17 protein-coding genes are annotated in these 17312 nt (G+C 72.9%); 7 read left to right on the top strand and 10 right to left on the bottom strand.

Going from position 1 to position 17312, the window contains the following annotated elements:
• Positions 1–146: 146 nt before the first annotated feature.
• Both purF and purM read left to right on the top strand, forming a co-directional pair.
• Positions 147–1685 (top strand): amidophosphoribosyltransferase, encoded by a 1539-nt coding sequence (gene purF / locus DB033_RS11550; protein ID WP_111767432.1) that lies wholly within the window; start codon positions 147–149, stop codon positions 1683–1685.
• The gene (purM, locus tag DB033_RS11545; protein ID WP_111766802.1) at positions 1682–2761 is read left to right on the top strand and encodes a phosphoribosylformylglycinamidine cyclo-ligase; all 1080 of its coding nucleotides are present in this window, start codon (positions 1682–1684) and stop codon (positions 2759–2761) included. Before purF ends, purM begins: the two co-directional genes overlap by 4 nt.
• A gap of 69 nt (positions 2762–2830) precedes the next feature.
• Here purM and DB033_RS11540 read toward each other — a convergent pair whose 3' ends face one another.
• The 3 genes from DB033_RS11540 to DB033_RS11530 form a co-directional block, all read right to left on the bottom strand.
• Positions 2831–3022 (bottom strand): hypothetical protein, encoded by a 192-nt coding sequence (locus tag DB033_RS11540; protein ID WP_111766801.1) that lies wholly within the window; start codon positions 3020–3022, stop codon positions 2831–2833.
• A 177-nt stretch (positions 3023–3199) separates the two neighbouring features.
• On the bottom strand, positions 3200–3385 hold the full coding sequence (locus DB033_RS11535) for a CsbD family protein (RefSeq protein WP_111766800.1): 186 nt from the start codon (positions 3383–3385) through the stop codon (positions 3200–3202).
• Positions 3386–3647: 262 nt separating this feature from the next.
• Positions 3648–4232 (bottom strand): hypothetical protein, encoded by a 585-nt coding sequence (locus DB033_RS11530; RefSeq protein WP_111766799.1) that lies wholly within the window; start codon positions 4230–4232, stop codon positions 3648–3650.
• A 538-nt stretch (positions 4233–4770) separates the two neighbouring features.
• On the opposite strand from DB033_RS11530, the gene DB033_RS11525 reads away from it, so the two are divergent.
• Positions 4771–5049, top strand: a complete 279-nt coding sequence (locus DB033_RS11525) for a hypothetical protein (RefSeq protein WP_111766798.1) — start codon at positions 4771–4773, stop codon at positions 5047–5049.
• Between the two features lie 193 nt (positions 5050–5242).
• Here DB033_RS11525 and DB033_RS11520 read toward each other — a convergent pair whose 3' ends face one another.
• The 5 genes from DB033_RS11520 to ygfZ form a co-directional block, all read right to left on the bottom strand.
• On the bottom strand, positions 5243–5434 hold the full coding sequence (locus tag DB033_RS11520; RefSeq protein WP_111766797.1) for a DUF3073 domain-containing protein: 192 nt from the start codon (positions 5432–5434) through the stop codon (positions 5243–5245).
• Between the two features lie 158 nt (positions 5435–5592).
• Complete coding sequence (locus DB033_RS11515; protein ID WP_240615844.1) at positions 5593–6537, bottom strand: asparaginase; 945 nt, start codon at positions 6535–6537, stop codon at positions 5593–5595.
• Between the two features lie 177 nt (positions 6538–6714).
• A complete protein-coding gene (locus tag DB033_RS11510; RefSeq protein ID WP_111766795.1) occupies positions 6715–7287 on the bottom strand; it encodes a 3-keto-5-aminohexanoate cleavage protein in 573 nt (190 codons plus the stop codon).
• Positions 7284–8228 (bottom strand): threonine ammonia-lyase, encoded by a 945-nt coding sequence (locus DB033_RS11505; protein WP_111766794.1) that lies wholly within the window; start codon positions 8226–8228, stop codon positions 7284–7286. The genes DB033_RS11510 and DB033_RS11505 overlap by 4 nt, the downstream gene beginning before the upstream one ends.
• Positions 8229–8245: 17 nt before the next feature.
• Complete coding sequence (gene ygfZ, locus DB033_RS11500; protein WP_111766793.1) at positions 8246–9337, bottom strand: CAF17-like 4Fe-4S cluster assembly/insertion protein YgfZ; 1092 nt, start codon at positions 9335–9337, stop codon at positions 8246–8248.
• 156 nt (positions 9338–9493) lie between these two features.
• On the opposite strand from ygfZ, the gene coaA reads away from it, so the two are divergent.
• Positions 9494–10564, top strand: coding sequence for a type I pantothenate kinase (gene coaA / locus DB033_RS11495; RefSeq protein ID WP_111766792.1), 1071 nt, complete (start codon positions 9494–9496; stop codon positions 10562–10564).
• 1 nt (position 10565) lies between these two features.
• Here the strand turns inward: coaA and DB033_RS11490 are convergent, their stop codons facing one another.
• Positions 10566–11408, bottom strand: a complete 843-nt coding sequence (locus DB033_RS11490; protein WP_111766791.1) for a helix-turn-helix transcriptional regulator — start codon at positions 11406–11408, stop codon at positions 10566–10568.
• Between the two features lie 101 nt (positions 11409–11509).
• Here DB033_RS11490 and DB033_RS11485 point away from each other — a divergent pair, with 101 nt between their 5' ends.
• The 3 genes from DB033_RS11485 (at position 11510) to pgm (ending at position 14925) form a co-directional block, all read left to right on the top strand.
• Positions 11510–12271, top strand: a complete 762-nt coding sequence (locus DB033_RS11485; protein ID WP_111766790.1) for an SDR family NAD(P)-dependent oxidoreductase — start codon at positions 11510–11512, stop codon at positions 12269–12271.
• Between the two features lie 88 nt (positions 12272–12359).
• Positions 12360–13202 carry an aminodeoxychorismate lyase gene (locus tag DB033_RS11480; RefSeq protein ID WP_111767431.1) on the top strand — a complete coding sequence of 281 codons (843 nt, stop codon included), beginning with the start codon at positions 12360–12362 and terminating at the stop codon, positions 13200–13202.
• 85 nt (positions 13203–13287) lie between these two features.
• Positions 13288–14925 carry a phosphoglucomutase (alpha-D-glucose-1,6-bisphosphate-dependent) gene (gene pgm / locus DB033_RS11475; RefSeq protein ID WP_111766789.1) on the top strand — a complete coding sequence of 546 codons (1638 nt, stop codon included), beginning with the start codon at positions 13288–13290 and terminating at the stop codon, positions 14923–14925.
• A 79-nt stretch (positions 14926–15004) separates the two neighbouring features.
• Here pgm and DB033_RS11470 read toward each other — a convergent pair whose 3' ends face one another.
• The gene (locus tag DB033_RS11470; protein ID WP_111766788.1) at positions 15005–16897 is read right to left on the bottom strand and encodes an FG-GAP repeat domain-containing protein; all 1893 of its coding nucleotides are present in this window, start codon (positions 16895–16897) and stop codon (positions 15005–15007) included.
• Positions 16898–17312 lie beyond the last annotated feature (415 nt).

Raw genomic sequence — 17312 nt, 5'->3', positions numbered from 1 at the left:
GCCCGGTCCGGGGCCGGGGGTGGCCGTTAGAGTGGTGCCGTAGTTTCCGCCCACACAAGGAGCCCTGACTCGTGGACAGACTCGCGGCGAACAGCCTCGATGCGCACCCGATCAGCCACCACCCGGCGGACCCGCCGCAGCCGCCCCTGTCGGGGCGACGTCTGGAGATCGACGTCGTCGACGAGGGGCCCAAGGAGGAGTGCGGCGTCTTCGGCGTCTGGGCTCCCGGCGAAGAGGTCGCCAAGCTGACCTACTACGGGCTGTACGCGCTGCAGCACCGCGGCCAGGAGGCCGCCGGCATCGCCGTGGCCGACGGCGCCGGCATCCTGGTGTTCAAGGACCTCGGCCTGGTCTCCCAGGTCTTCGACGAGCAGACGCTGTCGTCGCTGGTCGGACACATCGCCGTCGGGCACTGCCGCTACTCCACCACCGGCGGGAACAACTGGGAGAACGCGCAGCCCACCTACGCCACCACGGCGGTCGGCAGCGGCATCGCGCTGGGCCACAACGGCAACCTGGTCAACACCGCCGAGCTCGCGTCCAAGGCCGCGCTCATCCCCGGCCGGTCGGCGTTCAACCGGTCGACCACCGACTCCGACGTCGTCACCCGGCTGCTGGCCGACCGCTCCGCCGACTCCACGATCTTCGGAGCCGCGATGGAGCTGCTGCCCACGCTCAAGGGCGCGTTCAACTTCGTCTTCTGCGACGAGCAGACCCTGTACGCCGCCCGCGACCCGCAGGGCATCCACCCGCTGGTGCTGGGCCGGTTGGACCGCGGCTGGGTCGTCGCCTCCGAGACCGCCGCCCTGGACATCGTCGGCGCCTCCTACGTCCGTGAGGTCGAGCCGGGCGAACTGCTGGCCATCGACAACGACGGGCTGCGCAGCGAACGGTTCGCCACCCCCGATCCCAAGGGCTGCCTCTTCGAGTACGCCTACCTGGCCCGGCCGGACACCACCATCGCCGGCCGCGGCGTGCACGCGACCCGGGTCGAGGTCGGTCGCCGGCTGGCCATCGAGGCACCGGTGGAGGCCGACCTGGTCATCCCGACGCCCGAGTCCGGCACGCCGGCGGCCATCGGCTACGCCCAGCAGTCGGGCATCCCGTACGGCCAGGGCCTGGTCAAGAACGCCTACGTGGGGCGGACCTTCATCCAGCCGTCGCAGACCATCCGGCAGCTCGGTATCCGGCTCAAGCTGAACCCGCTGCGGGACGTCATCCGTGGGAAGCGGCTCATCGTCGTGGACGACTCCATCGTCCGCGGCAACACCCAGCGGGCCCTGGTCCGGATGCTGCGCGAGTCGGGGGCGCTGGAGGTCCACGTGCGGATCGCCGCACCGCCGGTGCGCTGGCCCTGCTTCTACGGGATCGACTTCGCCTCCCGCACCGAGCTGATCGCCAACGCGAGCCCGGACGAGAGCGCCGTCGAGTCGGTGCGGGCCTTCATCGGCGCGGACACCCTCGGCTACGTCTCCCTCGAATCGTTGGTGCAGTCGTCCGAGCAGCCGCGCAACCGGCTCTGCACGGCCTGCTTCACCGGTGAGTACCCGGTGGCCATCCCCGCCCAGGTCGGCAAGCACGTCCTGGAGGGCATCGCCCGGGGCGTCGCCTCCGGTGCGGATGCGGGAGTGCCATCGGTCCACGCGGCAAGCTACGGCGCAGAGGATGCACTGACCCGACCATGACCGAACACCACCCGCTGGGCTCCGGCACGACCTACGCCGGGTCCGGCGTCTCCGTCGCCGCCGGTGAAGCAGCCGTCGATCTGATGCGCAAGCACACCGAGAAGACCTACCGGCCCGAGGTGCTGGGCGGCATCGGCGGTTTCGCGTCGCTGTTCAAGCTGCCGATGGGCAAGTACCGGGAGCCGGTGCTGGCGTCGTCGTCCGACGGGGTCGGGACCAAGACCGCGATCGCGCAGGCTCTGGACGTCCACGACACCATCGGTATCGACCTGGTCGCGATGGTGGTCGACGACCTCGTCGCGTGCGGCGCGGAGCCGCTGTTCCTGCAGGACTACATCGCCTGTGGAGCGCTGGTCCCGGAGAAGATCGCCACCATCGTCGGCGGGATCGCCAAGGGCTGCCAGCTGTCGGGCTGCGCGCTGGTCGGCGGGGAGACCGCCGAACACCCGGGTCTGATGAACGTCGACGACTACGACCTGGCCGCCACCGCCGTGGGGATCGTCGAGATGGACGCCATCCTCGGGCCGGACCGGGTCCGGCCGGGCGACGTGGTGATCGCGTTGGGCTCGTCGGGCGTGCACGCCAACGGGTTCTCGATGGTCCGGCGGATCCTGTTGGAGATCCAGCGGCTGCCGCTGGAGGGCTACGTCGAGGAGTTCGGCCGACCGCTCGGGGTCGAGCTGCTGGAGCCGACGCGGATCTACGCGCTGGACTGTCTGGCGCTGGGCCGGGACACCGAGGTGCACGCCTACGCCCACATCACCGGTGGTGGGCTGGTCAACAACCTGGCCCGGGTCATCCCCCGCGGTGTCACCGCCCGGCTGGACCGGCGCAGCTGGCAGCCGCTGCCGGTGTTCGGCTTCGTCGCCGGACACGGTCGCGTCGAGCGGGCCGAGATGGAACTGGCCTTCAACATGGGTGTGGGCATGGTCGCCGTCGTCAAGGCCGACGACGCCGACCGGGCGCAGGCCATCCTGACCGCCCGGCACGTGCCGAACTGGGTTCTCGGCACCGTCGAGGCGTCCGGCGTGGACGAGCCCCGGGTGACCCTCGAGGGCGATCACCCGCGCTTCTGACCCTGCCTTCACGACGCGAGCCGCCGTCCCCGAACACGGGGACGGCGGCTCGTGGCGTCATAAGACCGGTCAGTACGTACCGGGGCCGCGGGTGCCCTTGTTCTTGCCGCCGAACTTCTTGGCCAGGTCGGCGATCTTCTGCCGGTTGGCCGGGTCGGCGGCCATCTGCTTCGCCTTGGCGATGGCCTGCTGCCCCTGCGGGCTGCGCAGTGCAGCGGCGATACCACCGGCGGTGGCCAGCTTCTTGAGTGCTCCGAACATGGTGGTGCTCCTCTCGGGTGGCGATGGTGTGGTGCGGTGGTGCGGGCGGTTCACGTCCCGGTCAGGGAACGTCCGGGAGGCGACGGCGGTTCCGCAGATGCCGTCCGTCCCGAGAGGCGGAAAAGCACAGGGCCGCCGCGGACGAGACGTCCGCAGCGGCCCCGGGGTGACGCTGGCTCAGCTGCCGAACACGTTCTTGGCGGCGTCGCCGACCTTGTCACCGGCCTGCTTGGCGTTGGCCGACGCCTGATCGGCCTGGCCCTCGGCCTTCAGGCTCTCGTTGTCGGTCGCGTTTCCGGTGGTCTCCTTGACCTTGCCCACGGCCTCTTCGGCGGCGTGCTTGATCTTGTCTCCGATGCTCATCGGGTACTCCTCTCGTTCTCGACCGGCGGCGGTTTCGCCGATCTCCGAAGGTGACCTCTGGGGGCGGATGCCCTGTCAGACGCCGTGCGTTCCGTCGTCCGGCCCGCCGCGCTCAGGGAATCCCCGCGTCAGTGGCCACATCGTCTCGCGACTGCTGTACTACCCAGCCGCGGAGGGCCCGGAAACATCGCTGACGTGGGAGAACGGTGTGAACGCACGTCCACTCCTCCGAGGGTGTCCAGGGCACCCGGCGGGACCGTGCTCACCACCAGGGTCCGGGCGGCCGGAGCTCGCCCGGCGCCGCACGGCGCCGACGGCGTGACGTAACCGCCCACCAGCCCGCGGCGGCGAGGAGCATCGTGGTGGTCGGGACGATCACCCAGGCCGAGGTCCACAGGTCGCCGGCGGCCGCGCCGAGCACGATCGCGGTCGGGCCGTCGCCCAGGGCGTGACGGCCGTCGGAACGCCCGCTCCAGAGCAGCGTGCCGGTGGGCCGGCCGGCCCCGCCCGGGTCCGCACACGCCGGACCGGTGGGTGAGCCGAAGTCGATCGCGTACCGGCCTCCGGTCGGCGTGACCGTCAGCGGCGGGTAGGTGTACCGCCCACAGGGCGTCTCGGCCACCACCGACCGGCTGTCGAACGTGAGCTCCAGGGCGGCCCCGGGAGCCAGGGCGGTGATCTCACCGCCGGCGCCGCTCACGGTGCCGACGGCGACGAAGGAGCGGCCGGCCAGCTCGGGCAGCAGCGGCTGCAGCGGTACCGGCGAGGTCGCCACGTCCGAGGCCGCGGCCGTCGACAGCACCAGCGCCACGGCCAGGAAGATCGGTCGTCGTCCCCGCACGGTCATCTCCGATCGGCTCGTCGGATCAAGGACGGTGCCCGGCCCGGATCGGTTGCCCGCGTCCGGAACCGGTTGCCGCGTCCGGGTGCCGTCCGCACTCCCGACCGCGAATCGGGCGCCCGCATCCGGGATCGGTCGCGCGTGTCCGGGGTGCCCTCCGGACACCGGGCCTGGATCGATGGTCCGGGACCGGTCCCTCGTGGCCGTCAGTGGATGAGCTCCCGGGATGCCGCTCGTCCGAACCCGCCCGTGACCGTGACCGCACCATGGAGGTCACGTCGGCCGCCGACCCGCCGGGACGGCCGACGGGCCGTGCCCGCCTGCTGACGGCGGTCACCGGGAAACCGCTGGGCGCCCTGATGCAGGACGAGACCCTCGGGCCGATGGGGCTGCGGACCACCGCCGGCGCGGACACCGCCCTGCTCCCGTCGCCGACGCTGCACAGCCGGAGCGCAGAACGCCGACCGTTCCCGCAGATCCCGGCGGCCACGCCGTCGTCGAGGACCCGACCTCCTGGAATCCGTCGTGGACAACGGCCGGAGCGGTGCAGCCCACCGACATCACCGATCTGGCCACCACCGCCGAGCAGGTCGGCCCGGGTGCGCTGTTGACGCCGGAGAGGTACGCGCAGCAGATCGGCGACAACCTCGTCGGCCCGGGCCGGCGCACCGAAGCGTGCCCGGTGTGCACCACGCGGAACGCCGACCGTGGCTACGGTCTCGGCGTGTTGCTGATGGCCGACTGGATCGCCCAGGCAACCTTCGCCGGTGTCGGCGCCGGCATGCCCACCCGCCCGAACGGCGCATCGCGATCAGCCTGGTGACGACGCTGACCGCCACCACCGACGATCAGGGCCGTGCCGCCGATCCGAGCCTGCCGTTGCTGCGGCAGGTGGCGGGCGCTGTCGCTCCGGACCGTCCGCTGAGCCCACGGTGAGCAGGCGGGTCAACCCCGGCGTGAACCGGGGTCACCCGTCGTCCGCGTTAGCACCGCGTCAGGAGAGAGAAGATCCGGTCTCAACGACCGGTGCCGTAGGCATCCTCATAGTCGCCGTACCCTTCGTCAAGGTCATCCCTCGTGGCCGACGGCGGAGAGCCGGGTCGTCCAGAGAGCTCGTTCTGTAAGGCGCTGACGTCGATCTCGCGGGTGTTGTACTTCAGATCCCGTGCGACCTTGGTCTGCTTTGCCTTCTGACGGCCTCGCCCCATCTGGCGGACCCCCTTGCGCGAAGAAGCGGAGCGGCCAGCAAGTGGCGGCTCCGGATTAGTTGACCATTCGTGCGGCCCAGCTTACAGGCTCCGTCGTGGCGGTTGCATCCCGCTGTGACGCAGCCGCCGCGGCGCGTCCCGGCGACACGCCGGGCCACTCAGAACAGACCGGGCACGACCTCGACGGACCCCACCGGCACGCCGCCGCCGAGCACCACACCGCGCTGGAACCGGTCGAGCACCGGGCTCTGCACGCCCAGCGAACGCAGCGCCGCCACCAGCACCGGGGTGCGCGCGCGTTCGTGCCCGTCGGCGATCTTGAGCGCGACGGCGCGGCCGTCGGCGAGGGCGGCGGCGTGCACACCCTCCGCGCCGGCCTTCATCAACAGACCCGGGATCGCCTGCATCATCAGGGTGTCGTCGCGGCCGGTGCCGGCGACGAGCTCCGGGTGGGTGCGCATCGCGTCGGCCACCGCCCGCTCCGGCGTTCCCGGTGCGGCGGTCGTCAGCCGCCCGAACGCCCGCGCCAGACCCGTCAGGCTGATCGCGTACAGCGGGGCACCGCAGCCGTCGACGCCGGTGGCCACGGGGGCCTCGCCGGAGAGCCGCTCGACCTGCGCGGCGACCGACCGTTGCAGCGGATGGTCGGGGGACAGGTAGGAGCGGGTGTCCCAGCCGGCGGCGACGCAGGCGGCCAGCATCCCGGAGTGCTTGCCCGAGCAGTTCATGTAGATGCGGCGCGGGGTACCGCCGGCCCGGATGACCTCGTCCCGGGCGCCCTCGTGCAGCGGCAGGGCGACGGGGCAGCCGAGATCGTCCTCGCCGAGCCCGGCGCGGGCCAGGATGGCCAGGGCGCGCTGGGTGTGCATCGGCTCACCGGAGTGCGACGCGGACGCCAGCGCCAGATCGGGGCCGGCCAGCGGAGCACCGGCGGCCAGCATCGCCAGCGCCTGGAACGGCTTGTTCGACGACCGGGGGAACACCGGGAGGTCGACCGGGCCCAGCGCCCGGAGCACCGCGCCGTCGGGTCCGGTGACGACCACCGCCCCGAGGTGGCTGCTCTCGTGGAATCCCGACCGCACGACCCGCACCAGCTCGATCACCGTGACGCACCTCCCGTTCGCGGCCGCCCGGCGGTGGCCGCACGCCACCATAGATCCGGCTCACCGCAGCAGCCGCGCCCGGGCCTCGTCGAGGGGGGTGGGCGGTGGGTGGCCGACCGGGCCGGTGCGGCGGCCCGGGACGGTGGCGCGCACCGCGTCAGCGACGACGACGTGGGCTCACCGGAGCAGCCGCGCCCGGGCCTCGTCGACGGTCGACGGTGGCCGGCCGGCCAACCGGGCCAGTGCGGCGGCCCGGGCGAGGGCCCGCACCGCGTCACCGACGACCACGGGCCCGTCGCCCGGCCCGATCCGCAGGTGGGCGCCCGTGGCCAGCGCGGTGAGCACCGCGGGCGTCGCCCGGTCCCCGCGGGCGATCACCGACCGCAGCGGGCCGTCGGCGGGCAGCCCGGCCAACCGGCCGCTCAGGGCGGCCACCAGAGCGGCGTCGTCGTCGGCCGCGGGCGGCACCATGTCGACCAGGACCGCATCGCCGGCACGGCCGACGAAGACGGTGTGTCCGGCGACCGCGGGATGGTCGTGGCCCACCAGGTCCAGGACGTCGTCGGCCGGCCCGGTGGCCGCGCTCAGCAGGGCCGGGGTGGCGGCCCGCAGCGCCCTGACCGTCACCACCGACGCCGGCGCCGCCAGGTGCACCCGGACGGCGCCCACGTGCACGGCGTCAGCGACGAGGCGCAGCAGGACGTCGTCGTCGGCCGCCGGCAGCGCCAGCGACAGCAGCACGCCGCTCACGCCAGCAGCGAGCGCAGCACCGCGGGGTCGATGTTGCCGCCGGAGATCACGGCGACGGTCCGGCCGGGCGGGAGGCGGTCGCGGTGGAAGAAGAACGCCGCCGCGCTCACCGCGCCGGACGGCTCGGCGAGCAGCCGGCCGTCGATGAGCAGCCGGCGGGTGGCCTCGGCGATCTCGTCCTCGGTGACGGTGACGATGTCGGCGACGTGGGCCTGGATGTGCGGCCAGGTGAGGTGCCCGACGGAGAACGTCCGCAACCCGTCGGCCATCGTGCGGGCGGTGTCGTGCGGTGACCACTCCTGCCGGACCCCGGCCCGGAACGACGCCGCGGCGTCGCCGGCCAGCTCCGGTTCGACGCCGATCACCACCGCGTGCGGCAGCAGCGCCGCGACCGCCGCCGCCGTGCCGGAGATCAGCCCGCCGCCCGAGACCGGCACCAGCACCACCGCGACATCGGGGGCGTCCTCGGCGATCTCGAGACCGACGGTGCCCTGACCGGCGATGACGTCCAGGCTGTCGAACGGCGGGATCATCGCCTTGCCGGTCTCCCGCTGCAGTTCCGCCGGCCGGCTGAACCGTTCGGTGAGCGGCACCAGCTCGACGGTGGCGCCGTAGCCGCGGGTCGCCTCGATCTTGCGGGCCGGGGCGTTGTCGGGGATGACGATGTGCGCGTCGATGCCCAGCCGGCGGGCGGCGTAGGCCACGGCCTGGGCGTGGTTGCCCGACGAGTGGGCGAGGATGCCGCGCGCCCGCTCGGCGGCGCCCAGCCGGCTGATCGCGGTGACCGCGCCGCGGATCTTGAACGCACCCATCGGCTGCAGGGTCTCGGGCTTGAGCCACAGGTCCGGCCACGGCGACTCGAGCAGCGGGGTGCGCACCGCGATGCCGTCGATGCGGCGGGCGGCGTCCCGGAGGGCGGCGAGGTCGACGAGGTCGGTCACGGGGCGACGTACCGGACTCAGTTGCGGCGGAGGTCGACGAACGCGCCCCGGTCCAGGCGGGACATCGGTGAGGCGTCGTCGGGCACGCCGTCGGCCGGGTCGATCCGGGCGTCGACGCCACCGGCGAGCAGCGCGGCGTCCGGGCCGACCGCGCGCTTGACCAGCGCCAGCGCGATCGGGCCGTCCTCGTGGTGCTGGGCGACGGTGCCGAGCCGGCCGACGGTGCGGCCCTCGGCGGTGGTCACGGGGTCGCCGGGGGCGGGCAGCAGGTCCTGGCTGCCGTCGAGGTTGAGCATCACCAGCCGGCGGGGCGGCCGGCCCAGGTTGGCCACCCGGGCCACGGTCTCCTGGCCGCGGTAGCAGCCCTTGTGCAGGTGCACCGCGTCGGTCAGCCAGCTGACCTCGTTGGGGATGGTGCGGTCGTCGGTGTCGACGCCGATCCGCGGCCGTCGGGTGGGGACGCGCAAGGCGTCGTCGGCCCAGCTGCCGGTGGGTGCCGCGCCCGCGGCGATCAGCGTCGTCGCGGTGCCGGCCACGTCGAGGGTGAAGACGTCGACGCCCAGCCGGCTGCGGCGCACGAATCCGTCGCCGTGGGCCACGGCCCGGCCGACCGCCGGTGTCCCGTCGATCAGCTGGGCGGCCCCCCTGCCGAGCAGGCTGAGCTGGCGCAGCGGCGCGACCGACAGGTCGACCCGGCTCCAGAACTTCATCCGCTCCAGGTAGTCCAGCAGCGCCGTTCCGCGACCGGGCTCGGTGTCCAGGTACACCGCGTCGCCGAACTCGGTGACGCCGAAGTGGTGCTCGACGTGGCCCTGCGGTGACAGCACCAGCGCCTCGGTGGCGGCGCCGTCGGCCAGCGGCAGCAGCAGCTGGCTGGTCAGCTTGTTCAGCCAGTCGTGCCGGTCGGTGCCGGCGACCTTCAGGACCTCCCGGTGCGAGCGGTCGACCAGGCCGGTGCCGCGCTCGGTCCGGCGCTGCTCGCCCATCGGGTCGCCGTAGTGCCAGGCGACGGTCGCGTCGGCGCCGCTGCCGGCCACCGCGCCGGGGCGCTGCAACAGCGGGGAGTGTGCGGGGTGCAGGAGGGGCAGCGGACCCGGGGTCTCGTCCATACCTGCGATGGTAGGCCGGTCGCCCGGTCGTCGGTGGCCGCGGACCGTGCCGGCCGCGCGGGCCCGCCGGCCGGCCGGCGGATGCGGCGCGAGTCACGTCCCGGAGGCGGTCCGCGCGGCCGGTCGGGGCCCGGTGACCGGGCACAATCAACGTCCATGTCCCACGTCAACGACGGTGTGCGGTTCGTGCCCGAGGCCCTCCCCGCAGCGGTGCCCGACGGGACGGTGCCGTCGCCCGCGGGGACACCCGCCGACCCGGACGGGCGGCCGCACCACGAGGACGACCGGTCGCCGTGGGTCGAGTTCGACCGGGCTGAATGGAGCGCGCTGGCCGCGTCCACCCCGGTGCCGCTGACCGACGACGAGATCGCCCGGCTGTCCGGCCTGACCGACCCGATCGACCTGGCCGAGGTCGAGCAGATCTACCTGCCGCTGTCGCGGCTGCTGAGCCTGTACGTCGCCGGCACCGGCGAGCTGCACCGGGTGACGTCGAAGTTCCTGTCCGAGCGGCAGCAGCGCACCCCGTTCGTGATCGGTGTGGCCGGGTCCGTGGCCGTCGGCAAGTCGACCACCGCCCGGGTGCTCAAGGAGCTGCTCGGCCGCTGGCCGGACACGCCGCGGGTGGAGCTGATCACCACCGACGGGTTCCTGCACCCGAACAAGGTGCTGGAGAAGCGCAAGCTGATGCAGCGCAAGGGGTTTCCCGAGTCCTACGACCGGCGCGCGCTGCTGAAGTTCGTCCGGGACGTGAAGTCCGGGGCGGCCGAGGTCCGGGCCCCCCGCTACGACCACATCACCTACGACATCCTGGCCGGCGAGGAGATCGTCGTCCGGCGGCCCGACGTGCTCATCGTCGAGGGCCTCAACGTGCTGCAGCCGGCCACGCTGCCCGCCCCGGGCAAACGGCTGCACGAGAGCGCGCTGGCGGTCAGCGACTACTTCGACTTCTCCATCTACGTCGACGCCCGGACCGCCTACATCCGGCAGTGGTACGTCGAGCGGTTCCTGCACCTGCGCGAGTCGGCGTTCGCTGAGCCCGGCGCGTTCTTCCACCGCTTCGCCGCGCTGTCGGACGAGCAGGCCGTCGCGCTGGCCACCGAGATCTGGGGATCGATCAACGAGCCCAACCTGCTGCAGAACATCCAGCCGACCCGGGGCCGCGCCAACCTGGTGCTGCGCAAGGGCGCCGACCACTCGGTCAAGCGGATCCAGCTGCGCAAACTCTGAGTCAAGTGGTGGGTGCGGACGCCCAGCTGGCCAGCATCGGCATCACCGCGGCGGTCGGGGATCCCGGTTCGACCGTGTAGACGACCAGCCGCTGGTCGGGGTCGTGCGGCCCGACGACCGACTCGACCCCGAACTGCAGCGGTCCGGCGGCGGGGTGGTCGACGACCTTGGTCAACGAGGTGCGGAAGGTGACCCGCTGGTCGTCCCACCACCGCGCCACGTCGTCGTCGGCGGCCCGCAGGTCGGCGATCAGTGCGGTCAGCCGGCGGTCGTCGGGACGCCGTCCGGACTCGTAGCGCAGGGCCCCGACCGACGCGGCGGCGAAGTCGGTCCAGTTGGTGATGCGCACCCGCGCGCCCGGGTCGAGGAACAGCCAGCGGAGGAACGACGAGCCCGGCGGCAGCGACGCACCCAGGACCTCGCACAGCAGTCCGTTGCGGGCCAGCACCTCCGAGCGCCGGCCGAGCAGCAGGACCGGCAGGGAATCCAGCGCCGTCATCAGCCGCAGCATCCCGGGCTCGGGCCGCTGGGCGATCTCCGGCGCCGCCCGGCGCCGCTGCGAGGCCGGTGCGGCCAGGTCGCGGAGGTGGGCGCGTTCGACGTCGTCGAGCTGCAGGGCCCGGGACAGCGCCTCGACGACCTCCTCGGTGACGGTGTGCTGCCGGCCCTGCTCCAGGCGGCTGTAGTGATCCGGGCTCAGCCCGGCCAGCACCGCCAGTTCGTCCTTGCGCAGGCCGGGAACGCGGCGCGCCCCGGGGAAGGCCCGGATCCCGGCCCGGGCGGGGGTCAGCCGGTCCCGCCGGGAGCGGAGGAACGCGCCGAGGGCGGAACGGTCGGCGGGCACAGCGCCACTCTAGGTCGACCGCCGCGCGCCTGGGTGGGCATGCGGTGACCAGGCACGTCCTGCCCTGGTGGGACGCGGCCGGAGCACGTCCACTGGATCCCATGACCTCCACCGAGTCCCCGTCCACCGTCCTCGTCACCGGATCCACCAGCGGCATCGGCGCCGCCACCGCCCGCGCCCTCGGGGCGCAGGGTTGGCGGGTCGTCGTCACCGGACGCGACGCCGCCCGGGGTGCGGCCGTCGTCGCCGACGTCGAGCACGCCGGCGGTCACGCCGTGTTCGTCCCGTCGGATCTGACCTCCTCCGCCGACGAGCTACGGACCTTCGCGGCCGTGGCGACCGCGGCGGCCGGGGGACGGTTGGACGCCGTGGTGCACAACGCCGCGCTGTGCCCGGCGGTGGACACGTTCACGCTGACCGACGCCGAGCTCGACGCCACCCTCGCCGTCAACGTCCGGGCGCCGCACGTGCTCACCGCGGCCCTGGCACCGGCGATGGTGGAGCGGGGCCGCGGCGCGATCGTGGTCATCGGGTCGTGGATGGCCCACGTCGGGCATCCGTTCGTCGGGCTCTACGCGGCCAGCAAGGCCGCCGGGATCCAGCTGGCCCGCAGCTGGGCCGCGGAGTTCGGGCCGCGGGGCGTCCGGGTGAACAGTGTGTCGCCGGGCGCCACCAGGACCCCGATCAACGCCGGTGACGGCGACGTCCTCGCCGCGATGACCGCCGGCATCCCCGCCGGCCGTCCGGGCACCCCGGAGGAGGTCGCGGCGGCGGTGGCCTGGGTGCTGTCGGAGCAGTCCGCCTACCTGCACGGCACCGAACTCGCCGTCGACGGCGGCATCACCACCGCGCGTTCCGCGTGACCCTGCGCTCCGGGACGGGCCGGAGCAGCAGTGTCCCGGCGACGACCGGAGCACCGGCACCGGGCACCGGCCCACTAGCGTGTCGCGGATGGACACCCCGGTCGCCGCCCTGCTCGACGGCACGCTCGTCGACGTCAACCAGCCGCTGATCCACGTCGACGACTACGGCGTGCTCCGCGGCGACGGCATCTTCGAGACCACGCTGGCCGTCGACGGCCGACCCCGCGACCTGGTCGAGCACCTCGCTCGGCTCGAGGTCAGCGCCGGGATGCTCGACCTGACGCTGCCGCCGCTGTCGGACTGGCACCGGGGGATCGACGCCGTGCTCGTCGCCTGGACCGGCGGGGCGCAGATGGTGCTCCGGCTGATCGCGACCCGCGGCCGCGAGGGCAGCGGGGCGCCGACCTGCTTCGTGCTCGGCGGGCCCGTCGGAGCCGGGATCGCCCGGGAACGCGCCGACGGCATCGCGGTGCTGCTGCTCGACCGGGGCTTCGCCGGTGAGCAGGTCGCGACCCTGCCGTGGCTGCTGGCCGGGGCGAAGACGCTGTCGTACGCGATGAACATGGCCGCCCGGCGCTGGGCCGACCGGCACGGCGCCGACGACGTCGTCTTCGTCGGCACCGACGGCCACGTGCTGGAAGGTCCCACCGCCACCGTCGTCATCGCCCGCGGCCGGCTGCTGATCACCCCGCCGGTCGAGGGGATCCTGGCCGGGGTCACGGTCCGCCGGCTGTTCCGGGCGGCCGAGGACGCCGGCTGGGAGGCCCAGACCGCGCCGCTCACCCCCGACGACCTGCGGACCGCCGACGGTGTCTGGCTGGTCTCCGGGGTCCGGCTGCTCGCGCCCGTCGTCAGCATCGACGGGACCCCCCGCGCCCGCGGCGCGGCCACCGGTGAACTCGCCGCGCTGCTGGAGATGCCCGGCTCCTGACCACCGTCCGGACCGCCGGGTCGCAGCGGCCGGACACCGGCGTCCCTGTCGTGCCGGGGACCGTCGGGTCGGGTTAGATGCGTGCATGACCTCACGTGCCGGACAGCTTCCCGAGCCCAGCGATCTCATCGACGTCGACGCCGTCGTCGGTGCCTACTACGACCTGCACCCGGACGTGCAGAACCCGGCCCAGAAGGTCGCGTTCGGCACCTCCGGCCACCGCGGCTCGTCGCTGGACACGGCGTTCAACCAGGACCACATCGTGGCCATCACCCAGGCGATCTGCGAGTACCGCCGCGGCCAGGGCACCACCGGGCCGCTGTTCCTCGGCGCCGACACCCACGCGCTGTCCGCGCCGGCCACCCAGTCGGCGCTGGAGGTGCTGGCCGCCAACGACGTGACCGTGCTGCTGGACGTCAACGACGGCTACGTGCCGACCCCCGCGCTGTCGCACGCCATCCTCAAGGCCAACCGCGGGTCCACCGGTCCGCAGGCCGACGGCATCGTCGTCACCCCGTCGCACAACCCGCCCCGCGACGGCGGCTTCAAGTACAACCCGCCGAACGGCGGGCCGGCCGACACCGACGCGACCTCCTGGATCGCCGACCGCGCGAACGCGATCATCGCGGGCAACCTGGCCGACGTGAAGCGGGTCGGCTACGAACAGGCCCGCAACGCGGACTCGACCGGCTACTACGACTACACCGCGTCCTACGTCGGCGATCTCGAGAACGTCCTGGACATCGACGCGATCCGCGAGGCCGGCATCCGGATCGGCGCCGACCCGCTGGGCGGCGCGTCCGTCGGCTACTGGGAGGTGATGGCCGAGCGGCTGCACATCGACCTCGACGTCGTGAACAAGGTGGTGGACCCGACGTTCCGGTTCATGACCCTGGACTGGGACGGCAAGATCCGGATGGACTGCTCGTCGCCGTCGGCGATGGCCTCCCTGGTCTCGCGCAAGGACCAGTTCCAGATCGCCACCGGCAACGACACCGACGCCGACCGGCACGGCATCGTCACCCCCGACGGCGGGCTGATGAACCCCAACCACTACCTCGCGGTGGCCATCCAGTACCTGTACTCGCACCGGCCGGACTGGCCCGCGGACGCCGGCATCGGCAAGACCCTGGTGTCGTCGTCGATGATCGACCGGGTCGCCACCGACCTCGGTCGGCGGCTGGACGAGGTGCCGGTCGGCTTCAAGTGGTTCGTGCCGGGTCTCATCGACGGCACCATCGGCTTCGGCGGCGAGGAGTCGGCCGGGGCGTCGTTCCTGCGCAAGCGCGGCACCGTGTGGACCACCGACAAGGACGGCATCCTGCTCTGTCTGCTGGCCTCGGAGATCCTGGCCGTGACCGGTAAGACGCCGTCGCAGCTGTACGGCGAGCTGACCGCGAGGCACGGCTCGCCGGCCTACGCCCGGGTCGACGCCCCGGCCACCAAGGAGCAGAAGGCCAAACTGGGCAGGCTGTCCCCGGAGGACGTGCAGGCCGACACCGTGGCGGGGGAGAAGATCACCGGCCGGCTGGTCACCGCGCCGGCCAACGGGGCCCCGATCGGCGGCCTCAAGGTCACCACCGAGAGCGCCTGGTTCGCCGCGCGCCCGTCCGGTACCGAGGACGTCTACAAGATCTACGCCGAGTCGTTCAAGGGCCCCGAGCACCTGGCCGTCGTGCAGGCCGAGGCCCGTGAGGTGGTCAGCGCCGCCCTCGGCGGCTGAGCGGTCCCCCGGCCCCGACGACGACGGGCCCGGCGCCTCCTGGGGGAGGGGCCGGGCCCGTCGCTCGTGCGGGGTGGTGTCAGACGGTGCGCGGAGCGCGGAAGTCCATCGCCGCCCACTCCGCGTAGGTCAGCTCGTGCACCAGGCCGGTCGGGTCCTTGACGTACAACGTGCTGGAACCGCTCTTCTTGTACAGGTCCGAGCCCGCGATCCAACCCGCGGTCCGCGGGGCCGGGAAACCGGCGCGGGACCACTGGTCGTAGTTCAACCGGTCCCACTGCCATCCCGCCGACCAGAAGGTCACCGCGTAGATGCTCGGCGCCCACGGGTACTTCACGAACTCGGTCGGGCTGTTCTGCGGGGCCGGGAAACCGGCGCGGGACCACTCGGCGTAGTCGATGGGCACGGCGCCACCGTTGACCGTCTTGTACAGGGTCGAGCTGTAGCTGTTCTTGTACACGGTCAGCTTCGGCGCGGCCGGCGGGGCGAGCGCGGTCGGGGTGGTGTTGCCGCCGCTGCGCTTGTAGTTGCCCTTGAAGGTCGGCCAGTCGGCCCTGCCCAACGCGGTGTTGGTGGTCCAGGCGAAGACCCGCCCGGTGTTGCGGTTGGCCGTGACCTCGACGATCCAGGTCTTGCCGTTGACCGAGACGACGCTCGGGGTGGCGGTCATCGGGTCGGTGTAGGCGGCCGTCTCGCCGCTGTAGCGCAGGTCGCCGTTGGCGTCGTAGGCCCGCAGCCACTGCTCGCCGCCGATGACGACGTTCTGGCGCCCGTCGTTGTCCACGTCGGCGATCGACGCCGAGGCGTGCAGCCCCGGGCACGTGGTGGAGGTGGCCACCCCGGTGTTCTGCGGTGCGTAGGGGTTGTTCCCGGCGCAGCGGGCGAACAACGTCTGGCCTGCGTGGTTGAAGGCGTACAGGTAGCCGTCCTCGGCCACGACGGCCACGTCCGGCCGGCCGTCACCGTTGACGTCGCCGACCGCCGGCGAGGAGGTGACGTTGCGCCCGATGCCCACCGGCCAGCCGGGGACGTTGGAGCCGTCACCGCGGAACGCGTAGACGTACTGCCCGTTCATCTTCTGCGCGTAGTTGTCCCACATCGTCCCGGGCATGTTGCCCTGGCCGACGACGACGTCCAGCCGGCCGTCGCCGTCGAGGTCGGCGAGGGCGGGGGAGGACCACACGACCTGCTTGGCGACGAACTTGGGCCAGCCGGGGACGTTGCTGCCGTCGGGGTTCCAGGCCCCGACGTACCCGCCGTAGTCGGGTGCGCAGCTCTGACCGGGGGCGCCGTCGCAGTCGTAGCCGGCGACGATCTCGAGCTTGCCGTCGCCGTCGATGTCGCCGACGGCGGGGCTGGACCAGCTGGTGTCGTTGAGGTACTTCGGCCAGCCCGGGAACTCGAGGCCGTTCTCCATGTAGACGTGCACGTAGCCGTCGAAGCCGGTCACGATGATCTCGAGGTTGCCGTTGCCGTCGATGTCGGCGATCGCCGGGGTGCCGAACGCGCCGTTCCACGGCTTGTCCGGGCCGAACTTCACCCGCAGGATCGAGCGGGTGTCCGCACCGACGACGCCCACGTCGCCGTGGGTGTTGGCGTAGACCACGTCCAGCCGCCCGTCGCGGTTGTAGTCGATGAGGGCCGGGGACGCCTGGATCGCGCCCGGGCCCGTCCAGTACTGGAACCAGCGGGCGCCGTTGTCGGTGCGCCAGGCGTAGATGTTGCCGTCGGGGAAGCCCGCGACGATGTCCAGCACGCCGTTGTTGTCGAAGTCGCCGATGGCGGCGGCGGAGAACTTCTCGCCGATCTGGCTGTAGTTGGTGCCGAAGGCGGGGGTCTCCCAGCCGGCGTTCGGGCTCACCTTGGGGATCTGGACGTTGCCGGGGACTCCGGCGGACGCCGTGGCGGGGACGGTCGCGAAGCCGGCAGCCAGGGCCGCCACCCCCAGGATCGTCGTCAGTGTCCTGCGCATGCGAACTCCTCGTGCTGCGGCCGGCCGGCGGGGTGCACTCCGGCGCGGGCGGTGGCGGGGGCGATGGTGGGGATGAGGGCGAAGACGGTCGAAACGGTCGTGCAGTCGGTGTCGTGCGGTCGTTGCGTGGTCACCGAGGGTGGCCGACCACCCGGCGGTGGCGTTCGGCCCGGCGGAACCGCGATGAATGCGGGTGAATGCATCACGGAATGCGTCACCCAGCCCGGAAATGCCACCCGATCGGGTCGCCGAGCGGTTCCGTAATGGCGGAGTTGCATTTGTCCGAATTCCTTTCCGTGATGCGGGCGGGCATTCCTGCGCGCAGGCGTCGACCACCTCGGAATGCGTGGCGGGGTGGTCGTGCCGGGATGCGCCGGCAGTGCCTGCCCTGCGTCGTGCCGTCCGGGACGACGGC

This window comes from Nakamurella deserti, from assembly GCF_003260015.1.
GTDB lineage: Bacteria > Actinomycetota > Actinomycetes > Mycobacteriales > Nakamurellaceae > Nakamurella > Nakamurella deserti.
Note: the sequence above shows the minus strand (reverse complement) of the source record. Positions and strands in the feature narration are given on the sequence as shown.

Excerpts from the sequence above, each read along its gene's own strand:
- ygfZ (WP_111766793.1), bottom strand. The coding sequence starts at position 9,337 with ATGGACGAGACCCCGGGTCCGCTGCCCCTCCTGCACCCCGCACACTCC.
- DB033_RS11485 (WP_111766790.1), top strand. The coding sequence starts at position 11,510 with ATGACCTCCACCGAGTCCCCGTCCACCGTCCTCGTCACCGGATCCACC.
- DB033_RS11535 (WP_111766800.1), bottom strand. The coding sequence starts at position 3,385 with ATGAGCATCGGAGACAAGATCAAGCACGCCGCCGAAGAGGCCGTGGGC.
- coaA (WP_111766792.1), top strand. The coding sequence starts at position 9,494 with ATGTCCCACGTCAACGACGGTGTGCGGTTCGTGCCCGAGGCCCTCCCC.
- DB033_RS11480 (WP_111767431.1), top strand. The coding sequence starts at position 12,360 with ATGGACACCCCGGTCGCCGCCCTGCTCGACGGCACGCTCGTCGACGTC.
- DB033_RS11520 (WP_111766797.1), bottom strand. The coding sequence starts at position 5,434 with ATGGGGCGAGGCCGTCAGAAGGCAAAGCAGACCAAGGTCGCACGGGAT.
- DB033_RS11470 (WP_111766788.1), bottom strand. The coding sequence starts at position 16,897 with ATGCGCAGGACACTGACGACGATCCTGGGGGTGGCGGCCCTGGCTGCC.
- pgm (WP_111766789.1), top strand. The coding sequence starts at position 13,288 with ATGACCTCACGTGCCGGACAGCTTCCCGAGCCCAGCGATCTCATCGAC.
- DB033_RS11540 (WP_111766801.1), bottom strand. The coding sequence starts at position 3,022 with ATGTTCGGAGCACTCAAGAAGCTGGCCACCGCCGGTGGTATCGCCGCT.
- DB033_RS11530 (WP_111766799.1), bottom strand. The coding sequence starts at position 4,232 with ATGACCGTGCGGGGACGACGACCGATCTTCCTGGCCGTGGCGCTGGTG.
- purM (WP_111766802.1), top strand. The coding sequence starts at position 1,682 with ATGACCGAACACCACCCGCTGGGCTCCGGCACGACCTACGCCGGGTCC.